Source organism: Rhizomicrobium electricum (assembly GCF_011762045.1).
In the GTDB taxonomy this organism is placed as follows: Bacteria; Pseudomonadota; Alphaproteobacteria; order Micropepsales; family Micropepsaceae; genus Rhizomicrobium; species Rhizomicrobium electricum.
Window position 1 is genome coordinate 168,571 of record NZ_JAASQS010000008.1, and the last position, 26,082, is coordinate 194,652.

The following is a 26,082-nucleotide window of genomic DNA, read 5'->3' on the forward strand; positions in this document are numbered from 1 at the left end:
AAAACGGGAGCATTCTCGACCTTGGTTCCGCGGTCGTCAAATCACGGCGAGGCGACGGGCTTCTCCACCAGTCCGCGGATCCACTTCTGCATCGGCTTTTCGTAATAGCGGTACGACAGCGTCGCGAGCACCAGCAGGACGGCATAGAACCCCAGCATCGACCACCAGTGCATGAACGCCATCGGCGTCAGGCCGATGCTCAGCGCCGTCAGCGCGCACGCCGTCTGCAGCGGAAAATGCAGCATGTAGACGGAATAGGATATATCGCCGAGATAGGTCGTTTTTTTGTAGAAGCGCGGAAACAGGTTTAGCACCGTCTCGCTCAAGGCGAGCGCGGTTACGGTCAGCGGCACCGCCGTGAGAATATAGGCGATGTGGAAATAGACGTTGGTGTAGTCGGGATCGTACCAGTCGTCGGGCAGCCGATCGGTGATCCATTCCACCGCCTGATGCAGCGGGCCGAATTCGATCTCGATCACAACCAGGGCCCACACCGCCAGGCACAGAAGCCCGATCGCCTGCGACACCCGTCGCGCCGATTTCAGGGTGCGGATTTTCTCGACCGCGAAATAAGCCACGCCGCCGAAGAAGAAGCCCATCATCCCGCGGCCGATCATCTGATTCCAGCTATAGAGCAGCAGACCCGCAACCACGGCGGCTGCCGCGCTTTTCCAGCCGTTGAGACCGAGGCGGCAGAGCACGAAAAACAGCACGTACAGTCCGGCTTCGACCGATACCGTCCAGGCCGGGCCGTTGAAGGTCTGGTCGAAATTGAGCGGCACCCACTGCTGGACCATGAACAGGTTCGCCACGAACCGGTCCCAGGCGCCGGCCGGGAAGATGAAGTAGGTGCCGGTGCGGGCGTGAAACGCGCTTTGCAGCAGCGCGACGGCGACCAGCATCAAGGCGTGCAACGGCCATAGCCGCGAGAATCGCAACAGCGCGAACTTGCCCGCCGCCACTTTCCGCTCGCGGATCGCCTCCCGGTACAACCAGAAGAACACGAACCCGGAGAGCGCGAAGAACAGGTCCACTGCCGCCCAAGCTTCGAGATAGAACGGCTCCAGCAGGTGAAAGAACGGCTGGGCGTCCCGCGGCCAGACCGGCGGATAACTGCCGGACATCGCGAAAAAATGCTGCCAATGCCAAATCACGATGGTCAGCGCCGCCAGACCACGAATGGCATCGAGGGAATAGAGCCGCTTCATTTGCAAATCCTTCGCAACTTCCGGGATTTACGCTCTGTTACCAATGGCCACCGGAACGGGAGGAAAGTCGTAGTTTTTGCCGCGGGATTGCGGTACACCGTTCAATTCGAATAGTTCTAAACTCCCCCGAGATGACCAGCCAAAACCCTGCTGAGCGGTTGAACCGGGCGTCCAACGCCATTTTCGAGGAAACCGCCTTCCTGTTCGGCGCCAACGCCGAATTCGTCGAATCGCTATACGCCCAGTATCTGGAAGACCCGGCCTCCGTCGATCCTTCCTGGGCGCGGTACTTTGCCGGCCTGGAGGGTCCACGCGGACCTTCTACCCCGTCCTGGGCAAGCCGTGCCAAGACTGCAGGCGCTCCGATCGCCGCACCGGTGAGCGGCGCCGAAGATGTGCGCGCCGCGGCGCAAGCCTCGATCCGCGCCATCCAGCTGGTGCGCGCCTATCGCGTGATCGGCCATTTCGAAGCCGATCTCGATCCGCTCGGGCTGGCGCCGAAGACGCCGCATCCGCAGCTCGATCCCAAATTCTACGGCTTCAAGGATGCCGATCTCGACAAGCCGGTCTTCATCGACGGCGTGTTGGGCCTTCAAAGCGCGACCCCGCGCGAGATGGTGGACTTGCTGAAGCGCACCTATTGCGGGCGCATCGGCTACGAGTTCATGCACATCAACGACGCCGAAGAGAAGGACTGGTTGCAACGGCGGATCGAAGGTCCCGATAAGGAGATCACCTTCACGCCGGCGGGCAAGCGCGCCATTCTCAACAAGCTGATCGAGGCCGAAGGCTTCGAGAAGTTCTGCGCGCTGCGCTTCCTCGGCACCAAGCGATTCGGGCTCGACGGCGGCGAGGCGATGATTCCGGCGCTGGAACAGATCATCAAGCGCGGCGGCCAGCTCGGCGTGTCGAAGATCGTGATCGGCATGGCCCATCGCGGACGCCTCAACGTGCTCGCCAATGTGCTGTCGAAATCCTATCGCCAGATCTTCCACGAATTCCGCGGCGGCAGCGCCAATCCGGAAGGCATCGACGAAGTCACCGGCGACGTGAAATACCATCTCGGCGCCTCTTCCGACCGGTCCTTCGACGGCAACGACGTGCATCTGACGTTGACGCCGAATCCTTCGCACCTCGAAGCGGCCGATCCGGTAGTGCTCGGCAAAGCCCGCGCGAAGCAGTTCCAGCTCGGCGATACCGAAGCGCGTACCAGCGTGCTGCCGATGCTGCTCCACGGCGATGCGGCGTTCGCCGGCCAGGGCATCGTCGCCGAGTGCTTCGCCATGTCGGGCACGCGCGGCTATCGCACCGGCGGCACCATTCATTTCGTCATCAACAACCAGATCGGCTTCACCACCTCGCCGCAGTATTCGCGTTCGTCGGCCTATTGCACCGACATCGCCCTGATGGTGCAGGCGCCGATCTTCCATGTGAACGGCGACGATCCCGAAGCCGTGGTGCATGCCGCGCGCATCGCCACCGAGTTCCGGCAGTTGTTCCACAAGGACGTGGTGATCGACATGTACTGCTACCGGCGGTTCGGTCACAACGAAACCGACGAGCCGGCGTTCACCCAGCCCTTGATGTATCGCGCCATCAAGGATCATCCGACCACGCTCGAAATCTACGCCAAGAAGCTGGTGGCGGAATCGAGCATGGCGGCGTCCGACGTTGAGCATATGGTCGGAGACTTCAATGCCCGGCTCGATTCCGAGTTCGAGGCGTCCAAGGCTCACAAGCCGGAGCGCGCCGACTGGCTGCAATCCAACTGGACCGGTTTCGAGGTCGCGCCCAAGTCGTATCACCGCGCCGATACCGGCGTCGACAAGGATGCGCTGTTGCAGGTCGGCAAGGCGCTCTCCACCGTTCCCGAGGGCTTCAACGCCCACAAGACCGTTGCCCGCCAGTTGCAGAACAAGGCGCGCATGTTCGAGACCGGCGAGGGCATCGACTGGGCGACCGCGGAAGCGCTGGCGTTCGGCACGCTGCTCAAAGAGGGTTTCCCGGTCCGTCTGTCGGGCCAGGATTCCGGCCGCGGCACCTTCAGCCAGCGCCATTCGGTGCTGGTCGATCAGGAAACTGAAGCCCGCTACATCCCGCTCGCCAATGTCGCCAAGGACCAGGCACCGTTCGAGGTGATCGACTCGCTCTTGTCGGAAGCGGCGGTGCTCGGCTTCGAATACGGCTACGCCACCAGCGAGCCCAAGGCGCTGGTGTTGTGGGAAGCCCAGTTCGGCGATTTCGCCAACAACGCCCAGGTCATCATCGACCAGTTCATCGCTTCGGGCGAAATGAAGTGGCTGCGCATGTGCGGCCTCGTGATGCTGTTGCCGCACGGCTATGAAGGCCAAGGACCGGAGCATTCCTCGGCGCGCCTGGAGCGCTATCTGCAGCTTTGCGCCCAGGACAATTGGCAGGTCTGCAATCCGACCACGCCGGCGAACTATTTCCATGTGCTGCGCCGCCAGATGCTGCGCAATTTCCGCAAGCCCCTGGTGCTGATGACGCCGAAATCGCTGCTGCGTCACAAGCGCTGCGTTTCGTTTCTCGACGATCTCTCCCCCGGCACGTCGTTCCACCGCGTCTTCCGCGATCAGGCCGAATGCGTGCCCGGCGCCACGACCGTGCAGCTCGCGCCCGACGAGGATATCCGTCGCGTGATCCTGTGCTCCGGCAAGGTCTATTTCGATCTCGTCGATGCGCGCGAAAAGCACAATCAGCAACAGGTGCAGATGCTGCGCCTGGAGCAGCTTTATCCGTTCCCCGAAGGCCCGCTGGGCGAGGTGCTGGAGCGCTTCCCCAACGCGGAAATCGTCTGGGTACAGGAAGAGCCGCGCAATCAAGGCGCCTGGACTTTCGTGCGCCAGCGAATCGAGTACCTTATGGAAAAGCTGGGGCGGCGCGTACGGCCGCGCTACATCGGGCGTCCGGAATACGCCGCCACGGCGGCCGGTCTGATGAGCCAGCATACGGCCGAACTGCATTACATCATGGATGAGGCCATGCGGTTCGACCTCAAGATTCGTACCGAGGACGATCAATGAGCATCGAGATCAAAGTACCGGCGATGGGCGAGTCCGTCACCGAAGCCACTGTCGCGCGCTGGTTCAAGAAGGAAGGCGATGCGGTCACCCGCGACGAGCCTTTGCTGGAACTCGAAACCGACAAGGTGACGGTCGAAGTGCCGGCGCCCGCCGACGGCGCGTTGCAGACCATTTCCGTCAAGCCGGGTGATACGGTTCAGGTCGGCGCCATCCTGGGCGCGATTGCCGAAGGCGCCGAAGGCCGTCATGCGCCGGTGACGTCCTCCAATCCCGATGCGGTCGCACCGCAACAGGCCGAGCCGCCCAAAGAAGCGCTGAAGGCGCCCGTGACCGCGCCGCCGGCGCCCGCACCGGCTCCCGCCAAACCGGCTGCTGCGGTTATGCCCGCCGCGCGCCGCGTCGCGGAAGAGAACGATGTGAACGCTGCGGCGCTCGCGGGAACCGGCAAGGACGGTCGCGTCACCAAAGGCGATGTCCTCGCCGAACTGGAAGCGCGCGCGCAACAACGTTCCGCTGCACCGGCAACGCCGGTCTCTGCTGGCCCGCGCCCGCGCGCGACCCAAGAAGAACGCGTGACCATGACGCGGCTGCGCAAAACCATCGCGCTGCGCCTCAAGGAATCGCAGAACACCGCCGCCCAGCTCACCACCTTCAATGAGATCGACATGAGCCATGTCATGGCGCTGCGGTCTCAGTACAAGGACAGCTTCGAGAAGAAACACAAGGTCAAGCTCGGCTTCATGGGCTTCTTCGTGAAGGCGTGCATCGCGGCGCTGAAGGATATCCCGTCGATCAATGCCGAGATCGAAGGCGACGATATCGTCTACAAGAACTATTACGACATCGGCGTTGCGGTCTCGACCGAACGCGGTCTGGTGGTGCCGGTGCTGCGCGATGCCGATCAACTGTCGCTCGCCGGCGTGGAAGCGGCGATTGGCGACTTCGGCGCGCGGGCCCGCGACAACAAGCTGAAGATCGATGAGCTGCAAGGCGGCTCGTTCTCGATCACCAACGGCGGCGTGTTCGGCTCCTTGATGTCGACGCCGATCCTGAACTCGCCGCAGTCCGGCATTCTCGGCATGCACAAGATCCAGCCACGCCCGATTGCCGACGGCAACAATATCGTCATCCGCCCGATGATGTATGTGGCGCTCAGCTACGACCACCGCATCGTCGACGGCAAGGAGGCCGTGACGTTCCTGGTCAAGGTGAAAGAGGCGATCGAAGACCCGCAGCGGCTGTTGCTGGAGATTTAAACCTCATTCGGCGCAGCCGGGGACACGGCACTAATGCTTCGCGGCTGGCACGCAGTGTCAGACCTCCGCATCGGAGCAGGGCCTCGGCCGCCAATTCTGATCGCCAGCCAGCGAAATTCTCTGCCATCATCACGGCGGCGTAGCGTCCGAGGGCCCGATGGGAAAGTCACGGCTGGAAGCGTTCAGTGATGGCGTTCTAGCGATCATCATCACGATCATGGTGCTGGAGCTGCATATCCCCGAGGGCGACACGCTTGCCGCCCTCCATAAGCTCGTGCCTATTTTCCTGAACTACGGTCTCAGCTTCATTTACGTCGGCATCTATTGGAACAATCACCATCACCTGCTGCACACGTTGCGCCGGGTCAGCGGCGGGATTTTGTGGGCCAATCTGCATCTGCTGTTCTGGCTGTCGCTGCTGCCCTTCGTGACCGGCTGGATGGGCGAGAATCACACCGCGGCGATGCCGGTCGCCCTTTATGGCGTCGTGTTGCTCCTGGCCGCCGCAGCCTATTCCATTCTGGAGGCGGCGATCATCCGCTCCGACGGCAAGACCTCGCTCCTTGCTCGCGCCATCGGCCGCGATCTCAAGGGCAAGCTCTCTTTGGTGGCCTATGCGCTGGGCATCGGACTGGCGTTCGTCGCGCCTTGGGCGGCGCAGACTCTCTATGCCGCTGTGGCCTTGATGTGGCTGATCCCCGACCGCCGCATCGAGCGGGTGCTGCCGGAAGAATAGGGCATGAAATGCCGGCGTTAGCCCAGTCGCTTGTCCAGCATCTCGAGCTTGGCGAGTTCGACGTGGGCGCGCAGCTCGATTTCGTCGAGCACGCTTTGCAGGCGTGGATCGGCGAATTGTTCGTGGCGGCGGCTGACGGCGTTGGCGAGGCGGTTGAGCGTGGCGCGCGGAATGCCGCCGGCGAGGAGGCCGTCGCGCACCTGATCCAGCATGTCGAGCAGCTGTTCGCCGTGTTTGAGGCCGCGGGACCGGCCGTCGGTCGAATCTTCGAGACCTTGAAGGGCGAGGATGGAATCCAGTGCGGCGATCGGTCCTGGACCAGCCACCATGGCGGCATGCGGCTCTTCGGGCGCGCTCGATACCGTGAACGTGCTGCCGCCTGCCGCCCCCGAGGGTTTGGCACTGCGGCGGACACCGCTGGTACGATCGACTTTACCTGGGCCGTTGACTTCCATCGCCTTGCTCGCCTTCTGCGACATCACAGCATCGCAGAGTCTGGTTAAGGCTTGGTTTAGGAAAACAACCGCTGCGCCGGGGGCTAACCGTTACGCGCGGTGGTAGGGATGGCCGGCCAGAATGGTCAGGGCGCGGTACACCTGCTCGGACAGCATGGCGCGGACCAGGAGGTGCGGCCAGGTTTGCGGCCCGAAGGCAAGGCTGCGTCCGGCGCGCTTGCCCGGCAGGGGGGCGAGGCCGTCGGGCCCGCCGATCACGAACACAAGGTCCTTGGTGCCGGCGTCGCGCAAGGCGCCCAGCATTTCGGCGAAGTCCTCGCTCGTCATGCCTTTGCCCTTGGCATCCAGCACGACGATGTGGGCACCGGCCGGCACGCGATCCGACAGCTTTTCGGCTTCCTCGGCCATGCGGGTCTTGGTATCGCGCGCCTTCGACACCGCGACCTCTTCCACCGTCACCGCCGGGAATCCCATGTTGCGGCCCATGACGGCGGCGCGATGGATATAGTCGTCGGTCAGCGCCCCTTCCGAGGTGCCGCGCGAAAACCCGACGGCCAAAACGGTCAGTCTCATCTTACGGTCGATCTCGTTTTCTGGACCGCGTGTGCTTCGGCTCTTCGACGCTCCACATGCTTTCGAGGTCGTAATAAGCGCGCACTTCGGGGCGGAAGACGTGCACGATCACGTCGCCGGCATCGACCAGGGCCCAGTCGCCCTGCTGGGTGCCGTTCATCGGCCGCGTGCCGTAGCCCGCTTCCTTCAGCCGCCGTGCCAGATGCTCGGCGATCGAGGCGACGTGGCGCGACGAGCGTCCGCTCGCCACCACGACGGCGTCGCACAACGACGAGCGCCCGGCCAGATTGATCGCCACGATCTCCTCGGCCTTGTCGTCTTCGAGCGAGGCGAGAATGCGGGCCAGCACTTCCGGCTGCTCCACCGGTACGGCGACGGGCTTCTTGGCGGTCGTCTTTTTCGGCGCCACCTTCTTCACGGTCTTCTTGATGGATTTCTTGACGGTCTTCTTCGCCGCCGTTTTCTTCACGGCCGGCTTCTTGGCAGGCGCCTTCTTCGTAACCAGGGTCGTTCTCCGTTGCGGTCGCGCGCCGGTTGAGCGCGGTGGGGGCCTATGTATCACGCCCCCGACGCACTCGCCAATCGCGCCCGGATGGCCGTTGCGCTCTCCGAATTGCGGCGGCCGTCGATGATAGTGAAGCGGCCGGGGCAGATGCGGCTGGCCTTGGCCTTGAGCGGCGCCAGCGTCGAGCCGGGCCTCAGCACCACCGCGGCCGGCACGGCCGCCAGAATGGCACGCCAGCGGCGCCAGCGATGAAACTGTTCCAGATTGTCGCTGCCCATCAGCCAGACGAACGCGACACCGCCGAACCGGGTCTTGATCGTCCGGACGGTATCGACGGTGTAGCGGCTCCGCATCGCTTGTTCGATACCGGTGACGATCAGGCGGCGGTTGTTGCCGACGAGTTTTCGCGCTCCGGCGAGGCGATCTTCGAGGCTCGCCATGCCGGCGACCGGCTTCAATGGATTCTGCGGTGCCACCAGCATCCAGACGTAATCGAGCCCGAGCCGCCGGATCGCGGTTTCGGCGACGTAGAGATGGCCTTCGTGCGCCGGATTGAACGAGCCGCCCATCAGGCCGATGCGAAGGCCTTGTCCGACCGGACCGGGCGGGCGAAGGATGCTCATCAGGGTCTGGTTTGTCCGTTGCCGCGCACCACGTATTTGAAGGTGCAAAGCTGTTCGACGCCGACCGGTCCGCGGGCATGCAGTTTGCCGGTGCCGATGCCGATCTCGGCGCCCATGCCGAACTCGCCGCCGTCGGCGAACTGGGTGGACGCGTTCCACAAGACGATGGCGCTGTCGATCCCGTCGAGGAAGCGCTCGGCCGCCAGCCGGTCTTCGGTGATGATGGCTTCGGTGTGGTGCGAACCGTATTTCTCGATATGCGCGATGGCTTCTTCGACGCCGTCGACCAGTTTCACCGAGATGATGGCGTCGAGATATTCGGTGCGCCAGTCCTCTTCGCTCGCCGGCTTGGCAGCGGGATAGAGCGCCCAGACCGCGTCGTCGGCGCGGATTTCGCAGCCTTTGGCGGCAAGATCGTCGAGAATCTGCACCACCAGTTCCTTCGCCACGCCGCGATCGATCAGCAGCGTTTCGGTGGCGCCACAGATGCCGGTGCGCCGCATCTTGGCGTTGACCGTCACGGCGCGCGCCTTGTCGGGATCGGCGGCGGCGTCGATGTAGGTGTGGCAGATGCCTTCGAGATGGGCGAGCACCGGCACGCGCGCTTCATTTTGCACGCGGGCGACCAGCGATTTGCCGCCGCGCGGAATGATGAGATCGACGCTGCCGTTCAACCCTTGCAGCAGAAGGCCCACGGCGGCGCGATCCGTCGTCGGCACCAACTGGACGATTTCGGCCGGCAGGCCGGCATCGGCAAGGCCTTCGCGCAAGGCGGCGAGAATGGCCGCCGACGAACGGGCGCTTTCCGATCCGCCGCGCAGGATCACGGCATTGCCGGATTTCAGGCACAGCGCGGCCGCATCGGCCGTCACGTTCGGGCGGCTTTCATAGATGATGCCGATGACACCGATCGGCGTCGCGACGCGGGCGATGTCGAGTCCGTTGGGACGCGTCCACCGCGCCAGTTCGCGACCGACCGGATCGGCGAGGGCGGCAATGGCTTCAACGCCTTGGGCCATGGCTTCGACGCGCTTGCCGTCGAGCATCAGCCGGTCGAGCATTGCGTTCGACAATCCGCGTTCGCGCGCGGCGGCCATGTCCTCGTCGTTGGCGGCAAGGATCTCGCCTTTGCGCGTGCGCAGCGCGGCGGCGGCAGCGAGGAGAGCGGCGTTCTTGGCTTCGGTCGAGGCTTCGCGGATTGCGCGGGCGGCTACGCGCGCGGCGGCACCGAGGGCGTTCATTTGAAGGCTCAGATCGTCGCTCATGCGTCCACCATCAAAGTGAGGTCGTCGCGATGGATCATCTCATCGCGGCCACGATAGCCGAGAATGGCCTCGATCTCGAGGCTGCGCTTGCCGGCGATACGTTCGGCATCGGCGGCGTTGTAGGCAACGAGACCGCGGGCGATTTCGTGGCCCTGCTGATCGAGCACCGCCACCGGATCGCCGCGTTCGAAGCGGCCGTCGATCTGGCGGATGCCGATCGGCAGAAGGCTGGAGCCCGAGAGCAGCGCCTTGACCGCGCCGTCATCGATGATGAGGGCGCCTTGGGGATGGAGCACGCCGCCGATCCAGCGCTTGCGGGCTGCTGCCGGGCTTTCGCAGGCGAAGAAGCGGGTCGAACGCGCCGCGCCCGAGCGGATCGCGGCGATCGGATTCAGTGTCTTGCCTTTGGCGATGATCACGTCGGAGCCGGCCGAGATGGCGATCTTGGCGGCGATGATTTTCGAGGTCATGCCGCCGCGGCCGAGACCGGATACCGATCCGCCCGCCATGGCTTCGATCTCCGCCGTGATCGCGGGAACTTCGGCAATATGCTCGGCCGTTGTGTCGAGGCTCGGATTGGCCGTGTACAGACCATCGACGTCCGACAGGAGGATCAGGCAATCGGCTTCCATCATCGAGGCGACGCGGGCGGCGAGCTGGTCGTTGTCGCCGAACTGGATTTCGCTGGTCGCCACCGTGTCGTTCTCGTTGATGACCGGCACGGCGCCGAGTTCCATCAGCGTCTTCAGCGTGGCGCGGGCATTGAGATAACGGCGGCGGTTTTCGGTGTCGTCGAGGATCAACAACACTTGCGCCGCGGCGATGTCTTCGCCCTTCAGCGTTTCGGCCCAGGCGCCCGCCAAACGAACTTGTCCTGCGGCGGCGGCCGCCTGGCTTTCTTCGAGTCTCAGCGGCCCCGGCTTCAGTTTCAGCGCCCGTCGGCCGAGTGCGATGGCGCCCGACGAGACCAGCACCACATGCTTGCCTTCGCGCTTCAGAGTGGCGATGTCCGCGGCGAGCGATTTCAACCATTCGCGGCGCACCGAACCCGTCACGGTGTCGACCAGCAGTGACGATCCGACCTTGATGACGATCAGGCGGGCGGAGGAAAGAAGATCGGTCACGGCCGCCACTCGCGCTTGGGCTCTTTCGCCTTTTTGTCGGCGGTGCGTTTCTTGCCGACCAACTTGGCGAGCGCGCGCAGCACTTCGGGAACGCCGTCGCCGGATACGCCGGAGATCGCGAACACGTCGTGACCGCACGCCTTCTTGAGCGACGCGAGCTTCTTGGTCAGCGCCGCTTGCGGAATGGCATCGACTTTGTTGAGGGCGACGATCTCCGGCTTGTCGGCGAGACCTTGGCCATACGCTTCGATTTCGTCGCGGATGGTCTTGTATGCCTTGACGATCTCGCTTTCGGTGCCGTCGATCAGATGCAGGATGGCATTGCAGCGTTCGGCATGGCCGAGAAACTTGTCGCCGAGGCCGACGCCTTCGTGCGCCCCTTCGATCAGGCCGGGCAGGTCGGCGAGGACGAAATCGGTGGTGTCGACACGCACGACGCCGAGCTGCGGCGCCAGCGTCGTGAACGGATAATCGGCAATCTTGGGCCGGGCTTCGGAGACGCGCGAAAGAAATGTCGACTTGCCGGCGTTCGGCAGGCCGATCAGCCCGGCATCGGCGATCAGCTTCAGCTTGAGGATGACCGTCTTTTCTTCCCCAAGCTGCCCCGGCTTGGCAAAGCGCGGCGCCTGATTGGTCGAACTCTTGAACCGCGTATTGCCGAAGCCGCCATTGCCGCCGCGCAGAAGCTGGACGCGCTGACCGGGTGTCGACAGATCGGCGATGAGAGTCTCGCCGTCCTCTTCGAAGATCTGGGTGCCGACCGGGACTTTCATCACCGCGTCGTCGCCGTTGGCGCCGTGCATGTCCTTGCCCGCACCGGGCTCGCCGGCCTGGGCGCGAATATGCTGCTGATAGCGGTAGTCGATCAGGGTGTTGAGATTCTCCACCGCCTCGGCCCACACGTCGCCGCCCTTGCCGCCGTCGCCGCCCCAGGGTCCGCCGAATTCGATGAACTTCTCGCGCCGGAAGGCGATGCAGCCGTTCCCGCCGTGTCCCGACTGGATGTAGACCTTGGCGGTATCGAGAAATTTCATCTTCGTTCCTTTTGGCGCGGGTGCGAAACCGCTTCACACGTTTGCGGACCTCGCGCTAGGCCGCCTTTTTTCGCCCGAAACGCTCGCGCGTCAACATCGCCCGGTTGCACAGGACCGTCTCGCCCCTGGCCCGGCTGGGCCAGGATTCGACGTGGTCGGCTTCGAACCCCAGCCGGGCCAGAACCCGGCCGGAGGCGGGATTGTCGTGGAACCAGCCGGCTTCCACCACCTCGGCCTGGACGACCCCGAAGGCGAACGCCAGCAGTCTATGCGCGGCTTCAGTGGCAAAACCGCGGCCCCAATAGGGCTTGGCGATCCAATAGCCGAGTTCGTAGCGGCCGTCCTTAAGGTGGACGCCGCAGCAGCCGACCGGCGTGCCGGTGGCCTTGGTGTGGATGGTGAACACCCAGCCTTCGCCCATGGCGCGAGCCTTGGTCACGATCTCGATAAAGGCCTTGGCGTCCGCCTCCGTATAGGGGTGCGGGGCGGTCGCAAGCTGCCGCGAGACCTCATAATCGGCCAGGGCCTCCACGAAGAAGGCGGCGTCTTCCGGGACGGGAGGGCGCAATTCCAGGCGCTCGGTTTCCAGCGCGATCATGGCTCAGGCCTCCACCAGTTCGCGTTGAAGCCGACCGCTCCGCTTGCGGCCGAAATTCTCGCGATGGAGCGCCATGCGATGGCACCAGGCGAGGCTGCCGCGGGCGAGATTTTCCCGCCGGTAATCGGCCACCGGCGCGAATCCCAGCTTTTCCAGCACGCGTTCCGAGCCCGGATTGCCGTCGAACCAACTGGCCAGCACGGTTTCCGCCTTCAGCGTATTGAACGCGAAGGCAACGATCTTGCGCGCCGCCTCGCTGGCATAGCCGAAGCCCCAATAGGGCCGTCCGAACCAGTAGGAGAGCTTGTAGAAGCCCTCGCTCAAGGTCAGCGTCACCATGCCGAGCAGCTCGCGCGTCTGCTTGTGCTCCACCGCGAACGCATAGGCCTCGCCCTTGGCAAGCCCTTCGGCCGCCTTGGCAATGAGAGCCGTCGCATCGTCCTCGGTGAAGGGGTGCGCGATCGTCGCCATGTTGCGGGCCACTTCGTAGTCGCCGAGCCAGCGCGCAACGGCGCTCGCATCGGAGGCTTCGGGAGCACGCAGGATCAGGCGCTCGGTTTCAAAACTCGGCATGACACTTCCCTCGGTTTTGGGGCGCCGCACGGTCCTCATTGCCGTCCGACGCTCCGGTGCAAGGGAAAACAAAAAAGGGAGATGGCGGACCATCTCCCTTGCCTCAATGGGCCGCCAATTCGTGGCGGCCTATGTCTTCAGCCGCCTATTCCGCCGCTTGCTTCGTGGCCGTCGCCGGCATCACCGATACGAACGTGCGGCGCTTGAAGCCCTTCTTGAAGGCCACATGACCGTCCGAAAGCGCGAAAAGGGTGTGATCCTTGCCCATGCCGACGTTCTTGCCGGGATGGAACTGGGTGCCGCGCTGACGAATAATCACGTTGCCGGCGGCAATGGCTTCGCCACCGAACACTTTGACGCCAAGGCGCTGACCGGCTGAGTCGCGACCGTTGCGGGATGAACCGCCTGCTTTCTTATGTGCCATGGGTCGAACTCCTTAAGCCGAGATGGCCGTGATCTTGATTTCAGTAAAGCACTGGCGATGACCGCGCTTGCGGTGGGTATTCTTGCGGCGCTTCTTCTTGAACGCCACCACCTTCTCGCCTTTGCCCTGCGCGAGGATTTCGGCCGTAACCGAGGCGCCTTCGACCAGCGGAGCGCCGGTCTTGACGGTCTCGCCGCCGATGAGAAGGACTTCGCCGAGTTTCAGTTCGGCGCCGACCTCGCCTGCGACTTTTTCGATGGACAGGACGTCGTCCTTGGCCACCTTGTACTGCTTGCCGCCCGTGCGGACTACCGCGAACATGAGCTAAGTCCCTGAATAAATGTGTTTTCCGGGAAACGAGGGGTTTCCCAGGGAGCGGCGCAATATACGCACCAAAACCCAAGGGTCAAGGTCGGCGGCGACAGATTCCTGTATCCAATCGCCTCAGGCTGTTAGGGCCCGGCCCCACCGCTGTGAACATAGGAAAATTTGGAGAACCCCGGAAGGGCCAAAGAGGGACGAGGAAGCGAACGGAAGGGGAGCGCGGCGGCCCGTCGGGCCGGCTTATTGCGAGAGAGTCGCAATACATGGCGCGGGCATCGAAAAAACCTCCGCATTCGCAGTGATCCACCCGTCATCCCGCGCGTTATTGCATCGCAATAGGCGAGAGCGGACGGCGGTATGGCTTGGATGCGGCGGGTGTTTTTCGCGTGCGGTATCGCTGCGGCAGCGGCACTCCCGGCCGCGGCGCAACAGTCGGCGGCGGCGGAACCGTCCCCGGCCTTATCGCTGATCTTCGAGAACGATGTCTTCTTCAATGAAGACCGCGACTACACCAATGGCATCGAACTGACCTACACGACGCGGCCGAGCCAGAACGTCGACGCGATGGTGAGTCTGGCCCGCGCCCTGCCGCTGTTCGCCGATCACGGGCTGGTACGCACCAGCTATTCGCTCGGCCAGTCGATCTTCACGCCGAAGCACACCGAGCTCGCCGTGCCGCTGCCGACCGAGCGGCCGTACGCCGGTTATCTCTACGCCACGCTCGGTTTGATCGAGGCCAACCCCGACCGGCTCGACCAGCTTTCGGTGCAGATCGGCGTCGTCGGCCCGATGGCGCTCGCCAAAGAGAGCCAGGACTGGGTGCATTCGATCATCGACGACACAAAGCCGAAAGGCTGGCATTACCAGCTTCACAACGAGCCGGCGTTCAACGTTACCTACGACCGCAGTATGAAGCTCATCCCGCCGCAATCGCTGCTGGGGCTGGTGCTCGATGTCGAACCGCATTTCGGCGGAGCCGTCGGGACGGTCTACGATTACGCCAATGCCGGCGCCATGGTGCGGCTCGGCTTCAATCTGCCGGACGATTTCGGGCCGCCGCGGATCGAACCCAATCTGCCGGGCACCAGTTATTTCGAGCCGAACGGCGGTTTCAGCCTTTATGCCTTTGCCGGTGTCGACGGGCGGGCGGTCGCGCGCAACATTTTCCTCGACGGCAATACCTGGCGCGACAGTCCTTCGGTCGACAAGTATTGGGCCGTCGGCGATCTCACCCTCGGTGCCGCGATGACGCTCTCAGGCGTGCGCGTCGCTTTCACCCACGTCTTCCGCACCCGCGAGTACAAGACGCAAGACAAGTCGTCCCAATTCGGCGCGGTGAATGTGAGCTTCAGGCTCTAGCGACGCTCACTGATCGCCCACGCCGCCGGTGAGGCTCATGCCGCTCAGTTCCAGTTCGCGCTGCGCCGTGGTGGTCTTTCCCGGTGCGCAGACCTTGGTGCGGAACGAGAAGAACACGTCGCCGGTGCCCCAGCGGCGCAGGTTGGTGCGCTCGGTGCAGTCCTTGACCGGGAGCTTGGGCACGCATTTCAGCATGCCGTCCTTGAAGTGGCGCAGTGCTTCGTTCGGGGCGCATTCGAGCGAGGCTCCGTTCGCAAACGTGCCGGCCATGCCCTGATCGGACTGGGAAACGTCGCCGAGCGTGACTTTCAGGTGCGAACCCGGAATGCAGCGCAGGACTTCGCCTTCGAAGCCGGAATCGATCCATGTGTCGCCGGTCATGTGCGAGGCCGGGAATTCGCGGCCGTCGGGCGACACGCACACCGCATGCACCGCCTTGATGACGGTCGCGTCCTGCATCTCGCAGGCGCCGCCATGCACGGTGGAAATCGCCGCCGCGCCGATCTCGCCGCCGCCGCCGATCTTGTTGTTGACGGTGATGTATTCGTTGTAGCCGGAATAGATCACGATGTTGGTCGACGCGCTCGCACTAGCGCTGGCATTCGCGCTCGCCTGCGCCCATGCCGCGGCCCACGCCGAGGCTTCGGCCCCGCCGCCTTTGTTGATGATGATCGTCTTGTTGATATTGATGTTCTTCGAAGCGTCGATGTTCTTGGTGATGTTGATCGACTTGTCGATCGTGATCGGCTTGTTGATGGTCACGCTCTTGTCGATCGTCACAGGCTTATAGATGTTGACGTCTTTGTTGATCGTCACCGGCTTGTAGATATTGACGTTCTTGTTGATCGTCACCGGCTTGACGATGGTGACGCCGCCGCCGCATCCGCTCGAGCAGGCCGGCGCGCAGTTCGTCTTGCCCGTGCTGACCTGCGGAAGGCCGCCGGCTTGGGCCGCCGACCCGAGCGGGAGGACGGTGAGGGCGGTAGTGACCAGTGCGGCAGCAGCCAACTTCAAAGGCCTGGGCGACATGCTATAGCTCCGTCGGTGTCCCGGCCCACGGGGCCTGGAACAACTGAATGACCGCCGACCTCGCTTCACGATCCATGCCACTTCCCGTCTTGCGAAAGCCGCAATCGCTGGTTCAAATCGGAACAACGCCCGGCCCGGCCCGGACGGGGGAAGCGGCATGATCCCGATCTCGGACGAAAACCCGACCAAGCTGACGCCCTATGTAACGGGCGCGCTGATTCTCGCGTGCGTCGGCGTCTACGCTTGGCAGTTTCACCTCCAGGGCGATGCCTATGGCGATTTCATGCTGCATTACGGCTTCACGCCGTCGACGCTGATGTCGCCCCAATTCGAGGCAACCGGAATCCCGGCGGTGCCGGCGATCGTCTCGATTTTCACCGCCATGTTCCTGCACGGCGGCGTGCTGCACCTGATCGGCAACATGCTGTACCTCTGGATCTTCGGCAACAACATCGAAGACGCCATGGGACACGCCCGTTTCCTGGTGTTTTATCTGCTCTCCGGCGTGGCGGCGGCATTGACCATGGCGTTCATGGATCCCTCGTCGGTACAGCCGATGGTGGGCGCGTCGGGGGCGATTTCCGGTGCCCTGGGCGCTTATATGCTGCTTTATCCGCGCGCCCGCGTGACCGTGCTCGTGCCTCTGCTCATCATCCTTTATCCCTTCCGGATCAACGCGGTATGGGTGGTGGGTGTGTGGTTCGCGATGCAGCTTCTGGCGCTGACCGGCCCCGATACCAGCGGTATCGCCTGGTGGGCTCATGTCGGCGGATTCGCGGCCGGCATCGTGCTGACGCCGTTCTTCAAATCCTCCACCGTGCCGTTCTTCGGCCCCCACATTCGCCGCGGACCTTGGAATAACTGACCCCGAGACGCGGGTGGCACGGCTTTCGCTGTGTGTCCTTCCGAGCGGCGAGAAGCTGTTCCGAACTGGGAACGGCCCGCTAGCGAGGAAGGCATCAGGTTATGAAACACAAGAATAGCCATTTGCTGGTCGGGTATTGGTCGCGGCTCCGCGCTGGGCGTGACGTTCCGGATCAAACCGATATCGATCCTCGCTCGATCAAGCGCCTTCTTCCGTTCGTCTTCATCCTGGACGCCGAGAACCCCAACCGCCCGATCTACCGCCTGGCCGGCACCGCGATGTGCGAACGCTTCGGCTTCGAGCTCAAGGGCACCGGGTTCCTCGCCCACTGGGAAGCCCAATCCTCGATGGCGCTCGGCTCGCTGTTGCAGCAGGCGCTGCATCTCAAGCAGCCGGTGTGCCTGACCTCGATCGGCGCCACCGCCGACTGCGGCATGGTCGAACTCGAAACCGTGCTGCTGCCGATCAAGTTCGGCGAGAACGGCCCGACCCGTTTCCTCGGCATGATCCAGATCCTGTCGGACATGAGCCAGCTTCACGGCCGCCCGATCGCCTTCCAGCGTCTCGCCGCCAGCCAGATCATCCGCGAGGACGATCCCTACAGCATGACCAACACGACTCTGCCGCCGCCCCCGCCGCCGCCGGTGTTCCGCAGCCATCCGCGCGCGCCGCACCTGCGTTTGGTGGTGAGCCACGATCGTCCGGCCAATTCGAATTTCCGCACCGCCACCAAGACGGAGCGCATGTTCCAGGTATTCGGGCCCGAGCCGGTCGAAGCCTGGGTCGAGTACTGAAACATTGTCCGGAAGGTGGGGACCTTTTCCGGACACCCGTTGATGCTTGGATAAACTGAAGGCCGGGAGCGATCCCGGCCTTTCTTTTATTCTCCTGCGACCGGGCTTGGCGGCCGGGCGACGGTGGAGTCGGGCCGCTTGTCGACGGGGTCGTAGCCGAAGATCGCGTCGTCGAAGTGGATCACGTTCTCTTTGTTCCGCAGATACGGAATTTCGTACTTCTCGACGGTGTGACGGTAGGCCTCGAACTTGGTCACGTCGTCCTTGCGCCGTTCATCGCAGCGCTGCCAGGACAGGCGTTGGATTTCGGTGCACCAGATGTCGAAATCGACCGTCTTGACGGGATAGCGCAAGGTCTGTGCGCCCGCGGGCAACGCGAAGACGGCGGCAAGGCTCAAGGCGGCGAGGGTCCGGTTCATGGATTAAGCTTACGCCTTGCAGCCCAGTTGCGGAAGCGGCTTCGGCCCGGTCAAGACAGTCGGTGAAATTGTCAAAAAGTGTCGTATTGCCGGCTGCCGACGATCACGGATTCTCGGTGATTTCGCCCGGCGCGGTCTTTTGCCCCTGTTCCGCCGCGGCTTTCTTCTTGGCTTCGTCCTCCTTCGCCTTTTCGGCCGCAACCGCGGCCGCTTCGGTCTCGAGCCGGGCCAGGGTGATTTCGAAGGACTGACGGCATTTTTCGGCCGAGGGAACTTGCGAGGCGACCCGCAGATTCAAGCGCCAGCAGTCCCAATCGGCCTGGGCGCGGGCTGCGTCGCGAGGATAGACGTCCTTGGCGGTGGACAGCGCCCGCACCAGCCGGTCGCGCTGATCGTGGGTTTTGATGTCGCGGCTGGGTTCGGGATCGACCACTTCGTCGCGCGTCAGCCGCATCGCCTTGTCGGCATAGGTATTGGCGAGATCGGCGACAGTGCCCTGGGTCTCGGTCAGCGGGATCGAGGAATCCTGGTCGAACGAGCCGTATTGGGCCTGTCCCACCTGGCCGAACGACTTCGCCAGGAAGCTGTAGTTCTTATAAAGCGCGGCCTGGAACGGATCGGCCGGCGGGGTTGTGGCATCGAGATCGTCGAGCGGGCTGAAATTGATACAGCCGGCCAAAGAAACCGCACACAACACGAGGAGCGGCCGCGCATCAATTTTCGTCGCCATTCACTTTTCTCCGAAGACCGGGGGAACTTCCTATACCGCGTCTTGCCACCGGGGTTAAGCAGGAGTTTACGCCGCAGGATTCACCATGAACGGCTATCCACCTAAACGTTCGGTCATAAACCGTCCGTTAGATAATCGGACGCAGACTGGCGGGACGCTTCGTGAGGAGGGGTGCCCGCGTGCCCGGCATGAACGATAAAGACCCCGTGCTGGCCAGGGCGCGTGCCGAACGACGCCGGTACCGCCGTGTTCCCGTCGACCTGCCGGGCAAGCTGTTCGTGCCCGCCACGTCCGAGGAATTCGCCTGCACTGTGGTCGATTTGTCGCCGGGTGGGGCGTCGGTGGCGACCGATGCCAAGTTGTCGCTCGAGACCCCGGTCGTCCTCTATGCCAACACCTTCGGCCGCTTCGAAGGCACCATCGCGCGCCACGACGGGCCGCGCCTGGGCCTCAGATTCGCCTCCACCGCCCTCAAGCGCGAGCGCACGGCCGAGCAGCTCACCCTGTTCCTCAACAAGTCGCTGCTCGACGAATCCGAGTTGCGCCGCGACGAGCGGTCGCCGACTCGGGGGCTGACCCGCTTCGTGCGCTACGACGGACAGGTAGTGCCTTGCGAGGTGCTCGATCTGTCGATGAGCGGCATTTCGGTCAAGACCGACATCAAGCCGCCGGTCGGCGAGTTCGTTCTCATCGGGCAGCTTGCGGGCCGCATCGCCCGTCATCACGACCAGGGCCTCGGCATCGAGTTCGTCGGCAACACCAATGCGACCGCCGACCGCGTCCGCACCAAGATCGCCCTGGCGCGCTGATCAGTCCGCCAGCGCTGCCACGTCTTGCGCGATGGCTTCCAGCCCGAACTCCGCCTGCTTCTTCTTCGGTAGTCCCGCCGCCACCAGGGCGTGGGCGCGGGTGAGATAGGCTTTCAGTTCCTTGGTCGACAGCGCGTCGAGGCGCTGCAGCAGGATCCAGCGCCGCTTGGCGAAATAAGGCGCCTGCACGAACTCCGGGTCTTCGGTGAGAATTTCGAAACTGTCCTCGGCAACCCGGAAGGTGATGTGGTGCGGCTTGTCGAAGGCGGGGCCCATGACGGCGAACACCTTGCCGCCGACCTTGTAGACGCGGCTTTCGCCCCATTGCACGACCAGCGTGGTCGCCGGCAGCGACAGACAGAATTTCTCGACGTCGGCGTGGCGCATTAGTTTTCCTTCGGCTTCAGGCCCAGCGCGGCGCGGGCTTTGGCATAATGCTCCGGCGTGATGTGCCTGCCCACCATCATAATGGTCGCCGCCAGCACGGCGGCATCGTCGGTGTAGCCGAGGCCGGCGAGGAAATCGGGAATGACGTCGAACGGCAGCACGAAATAGGCCAGCGCCGCCATCAGCATCGCCCGCACTTTGCCCGGCGTGTTGCGATCGAAGGCGCAGTAATACGCGGCCGCCAACTCTTCGGCGAACGGCAGCTTGCCGGCAAGGCCGAGCAGCTTCTTCCAGAAGCCCTGTTCGACGGTGCGCTCGTTTTTGGCGACGGTGGCGGGCAGTTGATAGGACATACCCTATCTTCGCCCGGAGTGCGGAAGCAGGGAAGGGACTTGTTGCAGTCCCCTCCCGCTTTCCTAACGGGCCGCCAATTCGTGGATCTGGCTCCCGGCCAGTGTCAGTTTGGCCACCGACAATTCGCCCGACGATTCCAGTGCCCGGAGGAACGACGTGGCGCGTTTCAGCGCGTCGGCATGGGCTTCGGTCCAGCGCGTGACGGCGGCAGCGCCGGCCGCCCGGTCTTCGCCTTCGGTTCCCGCCTTCAATGCCGAAGCGGTCAGCGCCCGCTGACCGGCGTAAAGATCGTCGATGATCCGGCGGATGGCGAGGCGGTCCCAGTGCTCGGCGGCGGTGATGCGTCCGGCGTGACCACGCAGCCGGTCGATACCGACCGCCGCGCCCATCGCAAAGTAGGCACCGGCGACGAGATCGAGCGGCAGAGCGTGGCTAGCCGCCATCAGCGCGATTTCCGGCAGGCCCGCCATCAGCGGCAGCACCGCGACGTCCTCGGCGAGATCGTGCGGCACGCCGCCTTGGACGAGTTCGGCGATGCGCGCTTCGGTGTCGTGGGCTTCGTACGGCGATACCAGGGTCGAGAAGGTGCCGCGCAGCTTTTCGGCGCCGTCGCGATAAAGCGCGACGATGGTCGAAAGGTCCGCATCGGCCGGCACGTTGATGAGGAACCACAAGCCGAGGCGGCGCAGCACGGCGACGATATCGCCATACATCGAGGTCTGCAGCTTGGCGTCGACCTTGAGATCCAGCGCGTCGATGCGCTTCTTGAGAACCGACAGTCCGAAGGCGCCGTCGGCCACCGCAAAGGCGCGTACGATGCGGGCGGCGGGTGCCCCGCTCATCTCCTTCATGCGGGCGACGAACAAGGGGCCGGCGAGATTGATGAGCGAATTGGCGACGACATCGGTGATGATTTCGCGCTTCAAGCGATGGCGCCCGAGTTCGTCCGGCAGGGCTGTGACCGCTTCCGGCGGGAAGTAGCCGGCAAGTGACGGCAGGAAGTGCGGATCGTCGGGCAGATCGCTGGCGAGCAGCTCGGCCTTGAGATCGAGTTTGGCATAGGCCAGCAGCACCGAGAGTTCGGGACGCGTGAGACCTTTGCCCGCTTGCGCGCGGCGGCGCAGTTCGGCGTCGTCGGGCAGGAACTCCACCGCGCGATCGAGCCGGCCGCGTGCTTCGAGGTCGCGCATATAACGGCCGCAGGCATCGACATCGCCCACGCCCCGCGCCTCGGCGACGGTGATCGCCAGCGTCTGGTCGTAATTGTCCTTCAGCACGAGGGCTGCGACTTCGTCGGTCATGCTGGCGAGCAGCGTGTCGCGCTCAACGCCCGTCATTTCGCCGCGCCGCATCGCACCGCCCATCAGGATCTTGAGATTCACTTCATGGTCGGAGGTGTCGACGCCGGCGGAATTGTCGATGGCGTCGGTGTTGAGGCGGATGCCGCTCATGGCGCATTCGATGCGGCCGAGCTGGGTCAGGCCCAGATTGGCGCCCTCGCCGATCACCTTGGCGCGCAATTCCTTGCCGTTGATGCGCACTGCATCGTTGGCGCGGTCGCCGACTTCAAGGTTGGACTGGGTCGAGGCCTTCACATAGGTGCCGATACCGCCGAGCCAGAGCAGGTCGACGTCGGCCTTGAGAATCGCCTTCATTACTTCGGCGGGCGTTGCGGTGTCGGCACTGAGGCCGGTCAGCGCCTTCATCTCGGCAGAGAGTGGGATTTCCTTCAGCGTGCGAGCGAAAATGCCGCCGCCTTTGGAGATGAGCGCCTTGTCGTAATCGGCCCAGGAGGAACGCGGCAGATCGAACAGGCGCTTGCGCTCGTTCCAGCTCGCCGCCGGATCGGGATCGGGGTCGATGAAGATGTGGCGGTGATCGAAAGCGGCGAGAAGCTTCAGGCATCTCGACAGCAGCACGCCGTTGCCGAACACGTCGCCCGACATGTCGCCGACGCCGACCGCCGTGAACGGCGTCGATTGGATGTCGCGGCCCATTTCGCGGAAGTGGCGTTTGACCGCTTCCCAGGCGCCGCGGGCGGTGATGCCCATCACCTTGTGATCGTAGCCGTGGCTGCCGCCGGAGGCGAACGCATCGCCAAGCCAGAAGCCGCGTCCTTCGGCAATGCCGTTGGCGATGTCGGAGAAGGTTGCCGTCCCTTTGTCGGCGGCGACGACCAGATAGGGATCGTCTTCGTCGCGGCGCACCACCTGTTCCGGCGGCACCACCGTGCCATCCGGGCCGAGATTGTCGGTGACGTCGAGCAACGCGTTGATGAACGTCTTGTAGGCGGCAATGCCCGTCGCCATCGTTTCTTCGCGGTTCGCACCGGCCGGCATCTGCTTGGGATAGAAGCCGCCCTTCGAGCCTACCGGCACGATGCAAGCGTTCTTGACCTGCTGCGCCTTGACGAGGCCGAGAATTTCGGTGCGAAAGTCTTCGCGCCGGTCGCTCCAGCGAAGGCCGCCGCGCGCCACTTTGCCGAAGCGCAGATGCACGCCTTCGACTTGCGGCGAGTAGACGAAGATTTCGACATGCGGACGCGGTGCCGGCAGCTCGTCGAGCTTGCCCGACGCCAGTTTCATGGAGAGATACGGCTTCGGCCGTCCGTCTTCGCTCTGCTGATAGAAATTGGTGCGCAGGACGTTGACGATCACATTGCGGATGCGCCGGATGATGCGGTCGTCGTCGAGACTGGCGACGTCGTGCAACGCGGCGGCGATACGCGCCTGGAGGTCGGTGGCCGCTTCTTCGTTCGCGAGATCGGGCGACAACTGGGCATGGAACAGTTCGACCAGCATGCGGGCGAGGTCGGGATTGCGCGTCAGCGCCTGCTCCATATAGTCCTGGCTGAACGGGATCGCGGCTTGGCGCAGGAATTTCGCGACCGCGCGCAGAATGGTGATGTCGCGCCAGGAAAGTCCGGCAACGATGGTGAGGCGGTTGAACCCGTCGCTTTCCGCATCGCCTGCGATCACCGCATGAAACGCCGACTGCAAGAGATGCTTGATCTCGGTGCCTTGGGCGGGGCCTTGATCGGCGCGCTCCATCAGGAAATCGAGCACGAAGGCTTCGCCGGCTTCGGCGACGATCGGATAGGCGTCTTCGGCGATCACCTTGAGGCCGAAATTCTCGAAGATCGGCAGCGACACCGACAGCGGCAGCGCCGGCCCGAGGCCGTAGAGCTTGATGCGCAGGGTCGAGCGGCGGTCGGACACGCGCCGCATCACCCGTGCTTCGACGGCAGGCTTCTTGCCCGAACGGGCGAGACTGTCGATGGCGGCGAGGTCTTCGGCGCCTTCGGTCGGGGTGAAGGCGTCGCGATAGCGTGCGGGAATGCCCGGCGCCTGCTGACGGAACAGGCGGGTGCCTTCGATTTCGCCGTAGCGCGCCTTCAAGACGTCGAGATAGCCGTCTTCCCAGGTGCGGATGGCGGCGCGCATTTCATGCTCGATGGCGGCGACGTCGGCCGAGGCGGGCGCGCCTTCGTCGAAGCCGACGGTATAATAGAGCCGCGCCAGCACGGAATCGGTGAGGCTCGGGACTGCTTCCATCGGATGGCCGCCGAGCGCTTCGGCGAGGATTTCGTGCAGGCGGACATGCACGGCGGAATTAAAGCGCTCGCGCGGCACGAACACGATGGCGGCGGCGAAGCGGTCGAAGCGGTCGAAGCGCAGGAACAGCTTCAGCTTCGGCCGCTCGGTCAGGCGCAGCATGCCCATTGCGGTCGTATAAAGCTCGTCCTCGCCGACCTGGAACAACTCGTCGCGCGGGAAGGTGTCGAGGATGTGCGCCAACGTCTTGGCGTCGTGGCCGCCGGCCGGAAGTCCGGCGCGCGCCATCACGTTGCCCGCCTTGAAGCGCAACAGCGGAATGTCGGCCGGCGTGCGGCTGTAGGCGCCCGAGGTGAACAGTCCGACGAAGCGGCGCTCGCCTTTGAAGCTGCCGTCGGCGCCGAACAGCTTGACGCCGATATAGTCCATGAACACGCGGCGGTGAACGAGACTCTTCTCGTTCGATTTGGTGATGATGAGCGGATCGGGACGGAACAGGAATTCGCGCAGCTTCTCGGTCAGGGCGGTATCGTCGGCGGAGCGGCGCACCACGCGGGCTTTGGCGTCGGTCAAGACACCGAGGCCGGAGCCTTCGACGGGAACGAGTTGGCCGCCGTCCTGAGGGGAATAGGAATAGTCGCGGCTGCCGAGGAAGGTGAAATGGTCGTTGCCGAGCCATTCGAGGAACTCGACGGTCTCGCGGATCTCCTGTGCCGGCGCGCGCGAGGAGGTCAGCTTGAGTTCGCTGACGGCGTCCTTGAGGCGGTCGCGCATGGCTTGCCAGTCGCGCACGGCGAGCCGCACCTGGGCGAACACCGCTTCGGCGCCCTTGAGCAGCAATTCGCGCAGGTCCTCTTCGACGATGGTGTCCATCACCACGACGATCACGCTGGTGGGATGGCCGGCACTGTCGAGGATGGGATGGAACACCGCCCGCGGCGCGAAGCCTTGCGCGGTGATTTCGCCCATCAGGGAATCGAACAGGAACGGCGCATCGTCGTTGATGGCGACGAGCACGGTTTCCTTGCGGATGAAGTCTGCGCTCTCGAGGGCCGGATCGATCAGCGTCACCAGCGAAGTGCCGGCGGCGCGCGCGCCGATGCGGGCGTGGATCAGCCGGGCCAGCGCCGCGAGTTGCTGCGGCGTATAACGCATGACGTCTTCGGGCGAGGCATTCTTCGTCAATGCCTCGATGAAGGCGATGAGTTCCGGTTCGCCGCGCAGTTCTTCGACGCAGCGGGTGAGGAGATCGGATTTGCGGGGGGTGATGTCGGCGAGAACCATGGCGGCCTGTTCGAACAGAATGTCCGGAACAGTCTATGCCTCACAGGCTCACGAAAAAACTTAGGCTCTAGGGCAATGACAGCATGGCAGGCTTGCTTTGAATGCCTGTCAGCCGTTCATACAAACGGGCCGCACCGACCAGTATGGCTGCAGCAGCAATGAGTGTGACCGCTGCGATCCAACCGCCGGCAAACGGCTTGAGAAGACATGCGGCGGCTGTCAGTACGGTCGTGGGCGCAAGAAACAGAAACAGCGCCTCGCGGTCCCGCAACAAATACGCGATGCTCGCGGCGGGCAGCAGCGCGAAGGCGATGGTGGCGCCGGTCGAAAGACCGCTCGGCAGGGCGAGGAAGGCTCCGGCGCCCCAGGCGAAGCCGGCGAACAGGAGAATGGCGGAAAGGTCCTTGGCGTAATCCTTGAGGGCGTCGCGCTCGAACGGACGCTTCATGGCGTGGCGGTAGGCGATCAGCATGGCGAGGGCCACCGCACCGACCAGAATCAGCCACACGATCTGCGAGGCCGGATTGACACTGACCGACAAACCGATGGTGACGATGGCGAGGAAGGGCAGGGCGGCGCCGACCGCACCGCTGCGGCCCAACAGGTTTGCGAGCCGCGCGGTTTCTTCCGCCTCGGCATGCAGGGCCTTGAGCTTGGCCAGCGAGCCCCGTACGGGTTTCGCTTCGGGGGCGGGGCGCTGCTCGGGGAACAGCGATTTCACGATTGCGACCATGTGGCTCTCCACCCCAGGATTTT

General features: G+C 64.0%; 26 protein-coding genes. 7 read left to right on the top strand and 19 right to left on the bottom strand.

What is annotated here, in order from left to right; translation table 11 throughout:
• Positions 1 to 41 precede the first annotated feature (41 nt).
• Positions 42 to 1,208 (bottom strand): acyltransferase family protein, encoded by a 1,167-nt coding sequence (locus FHS84_RS16385; protein ID WP_166936310.1) that lies wholly within the window; start codon positions 1,206 to 1,208, stop codon positions 42 to 44.
• A gap of 131 nt (positions 1,209 to 1,339) precedes the next feature.
• Here FHS84_RS16385 and FHS84_RS16390 point away from each other — a divergent pair, with 131 nt between their 5' ends.
• The 3 genes from FHS84_RS16390 to FHS84_RS16400 all read left to right on the top strand — a co-directional run bounded on the left by FHS84_RS16390 (position 1,340) and on the right by FHS84_RS16400 (position 6,244).
• Positions 1,340 to 4,252, top strand: coding sequence for a 2-oxoglutarate dehydrogenase E1 component (locus FHS84_RS16390; protein WP_166936312.1), 2,913 nt, complete (start codon positions 1,340 to 1,342; stop codon positions 4,250 to 4,252).
• Positions 4,249 to 5,508, top strand: a complete 1,260-nt coding sequence (gene odhB / locus FHS84_RS16395) for a 2-oxoglutarate dehydrogenase complex dihydrolipoyllysine-residue succinyltransferase (protein ID WP_166936314.1) — start codon at positions 4,249 to 4,251, stop codon at positions 5,506 to 5,508. Before FHS84_RS16390 ends, odhB begins: the two co-directional genes overlap by 4 nt.
• A gap of 157 nt (positions 5,509 to 5,665) precedes the next feature.
• Positions 5,666 to 6,244 (top strand): TMEM175 family protein, encoded by a 579-nt coding sequence (locus FHS84_RS16400; RefSeq protein ID WP_166936316.1) that lies wholly within the window; start codon positions 5,666 to 5,668, stop codon positions 6,242 to 6,244.
• Between the two features lie 17 nt (positions 6,245 to 6,261).
• Here the strand turns inward: FHS84_RS16400 and FHS84_RS16405 are convergent, their stop codons facing one another.
• From FHS84_RS16405 to rplU, 11 genes are all read right to left on the bottom strand, one after another.
• On the bottom strand, positions 6,262 to 6,723 hold the full coding sequence (locus FHS84_RS16405; protein WP_166936318.1) for a flagellar assembly protein FliX: 462 nt from the start codon (positions 6,721 to 6,723) through the stop codon (positions 6,262 to 6,264).
• A 66-nt stretch (positions 6,724 to 6,789) separates the two neighbouring features.
• Positions 6,790 to 7,272: a 23S rRNA (pseudouridine(1915)-N(3))-methyltransferase RlmH gene (gene rlmH / locus FHS84_RS16410; RefSeq protein ID WP_166936320.1), complete on the bottom strand. Its 483-nt coding sequence runs from the start codon at positions 7,270 to 7,272 to the stop codon at positions 6,790 to 6,792.
• A gap of 1 nt (position 7,273) precedes the next feature.
• Positions 7,274 to 7,741, bottom strand: a complete 468-nt coding sequence (gene rsfS / locus FHS84_RS16415; RefSeq protein WP_341801840.1) for a ribosome silencing factor — start codon at positions 7,739 to 7,741, stop codon at positions 7,274 to 7,276.
• An 89-nt stretch (positions 7,742 to 7,830) separates the two neighbouring features.
• A complete protein-coding gene (gene nadD, locus FHS84_RS16420; RefSeq protein ID WP_166936322.1) occupies positions 7,831 to 8,400 on the bottom strand; it encodes a nicotinate (nicotinamide) nucleotide adenylyltransferase in 570 nt (189 codons plus the stop codon).
• Entirely contained in the window at positions 8,400 to 9,665 is a 1,266-nt protein-coding gene (locus tag FHS84_RS16425; protein WP_208393918.1) for a glutamate-5-semialdehyde dehydrogenase, read from the bottom strand. Before FHS84_RS16425 ends, nadD begins: the two co-directional genes overlap by 1 nt.
• Positions 9,662 to 10,789, bottom strand: a complete 1,128-nt coding sequence (gene proB / locus FHS84_RS16430; protein ID WP_166936324.1) for a glutamate 5-kinase — start codon at positions 10,787 to 10,789, stop codon at positions 9,662 to 9,664. The genes FHS84_RS16425 and proB overlap by 4 nt, the downstream gene beginning before the upstream one ends.
• A complete protein-coding gene (gene obgE / locus FHS84_RS16435) occupies positions 10,786 to 11,823 on the bottom strand; it encodes a GTPase ObgE (RefSeq protein ID WP_166936326.1) in 1,038 nt (345 codons plus the stop codon). Before obgE ends, proB begins: the two co-directional genes overlap by 4 nt.
• Positions 11,824 to 11,878: 55 nt before the next feature.
• The gene (locus tag FHS84_RS16440; RefSeq protein WP_166936328.1) at positions 11,879 to 12,421 is read right to left on the bottom strand and encodes a GNAT family N-acetyltransferase; all 543 of its coding nucleotides are present in this window, start codon (positions 12,419 to 12,421) and stop codon (positions 11,879 to 11,881) included.
• A 3-nt stretch (positions 12,422 to 12,424) separates the two neighbouring features.
• The gene (locus tag FHS84_RS16445) at positions 12,425 to 12,994 is read right to left on the bottom strand and encodes a GNAT family N-acetyltransferase (protein WP_166936330.1); all 570 of its coding nucleotides are present in this window, start codon (positions 12,992 to 12,994) and stop codon (positions 12,425 to 12,427) included.
• A 145-nt stretch (positions 12,995 to 13,139) separates the two neighbouring features.
• Positions 13,140 to 13,418, bottom strand: a complete 279-nt coding sequence (gene rpmA / locus FHS84_RS16450; RefSeq protein ID WP_166936332.1) for a 50S ribosomal protein L27 — start codon at positions 13,416 to 13,418, stop codon at positions 13,140 to 13,142.
• A gap of 12 nt (positions 13,419 to 13,430) precedes the next feature.
• Complete coding sequence (rplU, locus tag FHS84_RS16455; protein WP_166936334.1) at positions 13,431 to 13,739, bottom strand: 50S ribosomal protein L21; 309 nt, start codon at positions 13,737 to 13,739, stop codon at positions 13,431 to 13,433.
• A 360-nt stretch (positions 13,740 to 14,099) separates the two neighbouring features.
• On the opposite strand from rplU, the gene FHS84_RS16460 reads away from it, so the two are divergent.
• Positions 14,100 to 15,101, top strand: coding sequence for a lipid A deacylase LpxR family protein (locus tag FHS84_RS16460; protein WP_166936336.1), 1,002 nt, complete (start codon positions 14,100 to 14,102; stop codon positions 15,099 to 15,101).
• A gap of 6 nt (positions 15,102 to 15,107) precedes the next feature.
• Here FHS84_RS16460 and FHS84_RS16465 read toward each other — a convergent pair whose 3' ends face one another.
• A complete protein-coding gene (locus FHS84_RS16465; RefSeq protein ID WP_166936338.1) occupies positions 15,108 to 16,130 on the bottom strand; it encodes a hypothetical protein in 1,023 nt (340 codons plus the stop codon).
• A 157-nt stretch (positions 16,131 to 16,287) separates the two neighbouring features.
• Here FHS84_RS16465 and FHS84_RS16470 point away from each other — a divergent pair, with 157 nt between their 5' ends.
• A complete protein-coding gene (locus FHS84_RS16470) occupies positions 16,288 to 16,995 on the top strand; it encodes a rhomboid family intramembrane serine protease (RefSeq protein ID WP_166936340.1) in 708 nt (235 codons plus the stop codon).
• Between the two features lie 101 nt (positions 16,996 to 17,096).
• On the top strand, positions 17,097 to 17,789 hold the full coding sequence (locus FHS84_RS16475; protein WP_166936342.1) for a PAS domain-containing protein: 693 nt from the start codon (positions 17,097 to 17,099) through the stop codon (positions 17,787 to 17,789).
• Positions 17,790 to 17,875: 86 nt separating this feature from the next.
• On the opposite strand, the gene FHS84_RS16480 is transcribed toward FHS84_RS16475, so the two are convergent.
• Both FHS84_RS16480 and FHS84_RS16485 read right to left on the bottom strand, forming a co-directional pair.
• Positions 17,876 to 18,208: a hypothetical protein gene (locus tag FHS84_RS16480; protein WP_166936344.1), complete on the bottom strand. Its 333-nt coding sequence runs from the start codon at positions 18,206 to 18,208 to the stop codon at positions 17,876 to 17,878.
• A gap of 103 nt (positions 18,209 to 18,311) precedes the next feature.
• On the bottom strand, positions 18,312 to 18,938 hold the full coding sequence (locus tag FHS84_RS16485; RefSeq protein WP_166936346.1) for a hypothetical protein: 627 nt from the start codon (positions 18,936 to 18,938) through the stop codon (positions 18,312 to 18,314).
• 188 nt (positions 18,939 to 19,126) lie between these two features.
• Here FHS84_RS16485 and FHS84_RS16490 point away from each other — a divergent pair, with 188 nt between their 5' ends.
• A complete protein-coding gene (locus FHS84_RS16490; RefSeq protein ID WP_166936348.1) occupies positions 19,127 to 19,747 on the top strand; it encodes a PilZ domain-containing protein in 621 nt (206 codons plus the stop codon).
• Here the strand turns inward: FHS84_RS16490 and FHS84_RS16495 are convergent, their stop codons facing one another.
• From FHS84_RS16495 to FHS84_RS16510, 4 genes are all read right to left on the bottom strand, one after another.
• A complete protein-coding gene (locus FHS84_RS16495) occupies positions 19,748 to 20,134 on the bottom strand; it encodes an MmcQ/YjbR family DNA-binding protein (RefSeq protein WP_166936350.1) in 387 nt (128 codons plus the stop codon).
• Positions 20,134 to 20,487: a YkvA family protein gene (locus FHS84_RS16500; RefSeq protein WP_166936352.1), complete on the bottom strand. Its 354-nt coding sequence runs from the start codon at positions 20,485 to 20,487 to the stop codon at positions 20,134 to 20,136. The genes FHS84_RS16495 and FHS84_RS16500 overlap by 1 nt, the downstream gene beginning before the upstream one ends.
• Before the next feature lie 63 nt (positions 20,488 to 20,550).
• The gene (locus FHS84_RS16505) at positions 20,551 to 25,326 is read right to left on the bottom strand and encodes an NAD-glutamate dehydrogenase (protein ID WP_166936354.1); all 4,776 of its coding nucleotides are present in this window, start codon (positions 25,324 to 25,326) and stop codon (positions 20,551 to 20,553) included.
• A 67-nt stretch (positions 25,327 to 25,393) separates the two neighbouring features.
• Positions 25,394 to 26,059, bottom strand: a complete 666-nt coding sequence (locus FHS84_RS16510) for a hypothetical protein (RefSeq protein WP_166936356.1) — start codon at positions 26,057 to 26,059, stop codon at positions 25,394 to 25,396.
• Between the last annotated feature and the right edge of the window lie 23 nt (positions 26,060 to 26,082).

What these genes read in the sequence shown, in the direction of transcription:
- FHS84_RS16445 (WP_166936330.1), bottom strand. Translation starts at nt 12,994, where the DNA reads ATGCCGAGTTTTGAAACCGAGCGCCTGATCCTGCGTGCTCCCGAAGCC.
- rplU (WP_166936334.1), bottom strand. Translation starts at nt 13,739, where the DNA reads ATGTTCGCGGTAGTCCGCACGGGCGGCAAGCAGTACAAGGTGGCCAAG.
- FHS84_RS16490 (WP_166936348.1), top strand. Translation starts at nt 19,127, where the DNA reads ATGAACGATAAAGACCCCGTGCTGGCCAGGGCGCGTGCCGAACGACGC.
- FHS84_RS16485 (WP_166936346.1), bottom strand. Translation starts at nt 18,938, where the DNA reads ATGGCGACGAAAATTGATGCGCGGCCGCTCCTCGTGTTGTGTGCGGTT.
- FHS84_RS16405 (WP_166936318.1), bottom strand. Translation starts at nt 6,723, where the DNA reads ATGTCGCAGAAGGCGAGCAAGGCGATGGAAGTCAACGGCCCAGGTAAA.
- FHS84_RS16500 (WP_166936352.1), bottom strand. Translation starts at nt 20,487, where the DNA reads ATGTCCTATCAACTGCCCGCCACCGTCGCCAAAAACGAGCGCACCGTC.
- FHS84_RS16460 (WP_166936336.1), top strand. Translation starts at nt 14,100, where the DNA reads ATGGCTTGGATGCGGCGGGTGTTTTTCGCGTGCGGTATCGCTGCGGCA.
- FHS84_RS16505 (WP_166936354.1), bottom strand. Translation starts at nt 25,326, where the DNA reads ATGGTTCTCGCCGACATCACCCCCCGCAAATCCGATCTCCTCACCCGC.
- FHS84_RS16425 (WP_208393918.1), bottom strand. Translation starts at nt 9,665, where the DNA reads ATGAGCGACGATCTGAGCCTTCAAATGAACGCCCTCGGTGCCGCCGCG.
- nadD (WP_166936322.1), bottom strand. Translation starts at nt 8,400, where the DNA reads ATGAGCATCCTTCGCCCGCCCGGTCCGGTCGGACAAGGCCTTCGCATC.
- FHS84_RS16440 (WP_166936328.1), bottom strand. Translation starts at nt 12,421, where the DNA reads ATGATCGCGCTGGAAACCGAGCGCCTGGAATTGCGCCCTCCCGTCCCG.
- FHS84_RS16495 (WP_166936350.1), bottom strand. Translation starts at nt 20,134, where the DNA reads ATGCGCCACGCCGACGTCGAGAAATTCTGTCTGTCGCTGCCGGCGACC.
- rpmA (WP_166936332.1), bottom strand. Translation starts at nt 13,418, where the DNA reads ATGGCACATAAGAAAGCAGGCGGTTCATCCCGCAACGGTCGCGACTCA.
- FHS84_RS16510 (WP_166936356.1), bottom strand. Translation starts at nt 26,059, where the DNA reads ATGGTCGCAATCGTGAAATCGCTGTTCCCCGAGCAGCGCCCCGCCCCC.
- rlmH (WP_166936320.1), bottom strand. Translation starts at nt 7,272, where the DNA reads ATGAGACTGACCGTTTTGGCCGTCGGGTTTTCGCGCGGCACCTCGGAA.
- FHS84_RS16385 (WP_166936310.1), bottom strand. Translation starts at nt 1,208, where the DNA reads ATGAAGCGGCTCTATTCCCTCGATGCCATTCGTGGTCTGGCGGCGCTG.
- FHS84_RS16470 (WP_166936340.1), top strand. Translation starts at nt 16,288, where the DNA reads ATGATCCCGATCTCGGACGAAAACCCGACCAAGCTGACGCCCTATGTA.
- FHS84_RS16390 (WP_166936312.1), top strand. Translation starts at nt 1,340, where the DNA reads ATGACCAGCCAAAACCCTGCTGAGCGGTTGAACCGGGCGTCCAACGCC.
- odhB (WP_166936314.1), top strand. Translation starts at nt 4,249, where the DNA reads ATGAGCATCGAGATCAAAGTACCGGCGATGGGCGAGTCCGTCACCGAA.
- FHS84_RS16465 (WP_166936338.1), bottom strand. Translation starts at nt 16,130, where the DNA reads ATGTCGCCCAGGCCTTTGAAGTTGGCTGCTGCCGCACTGGTCACTACC.
- FHS84_RS16475 (WP_166936342.1), top strand. Translation starts at nt 17,097, where the DNA reads ATGAAACACAAGAATAGCCATTTGCTGGTCGGGTATTGGTCGCGGCTC.
- FHS84_RS16480 (WP_166936344.1), bottom strand. Translation starts at nt 18,208, where the DNA reads ATGAACCGGACCCTCGCCGCCTTGAGCCTTGCCGCCGTCTTCGCGTTG.
- FHS84_RS16400 (WP_166936316.1), top strand. Translation starts at nt 5,666, where the DNA reads ATGGGAAAGTCACGGCTGGAAGCGTTCAGTGATGGCGTTCTAGCGATC.
- obgE (WP_166936326.1), bottom strand. Translation starts at nt 11,823, where the DNA reads ATGAAATTTCTCGATACCGCCAAGGTCTACATCCAGTCGGGACACGGC.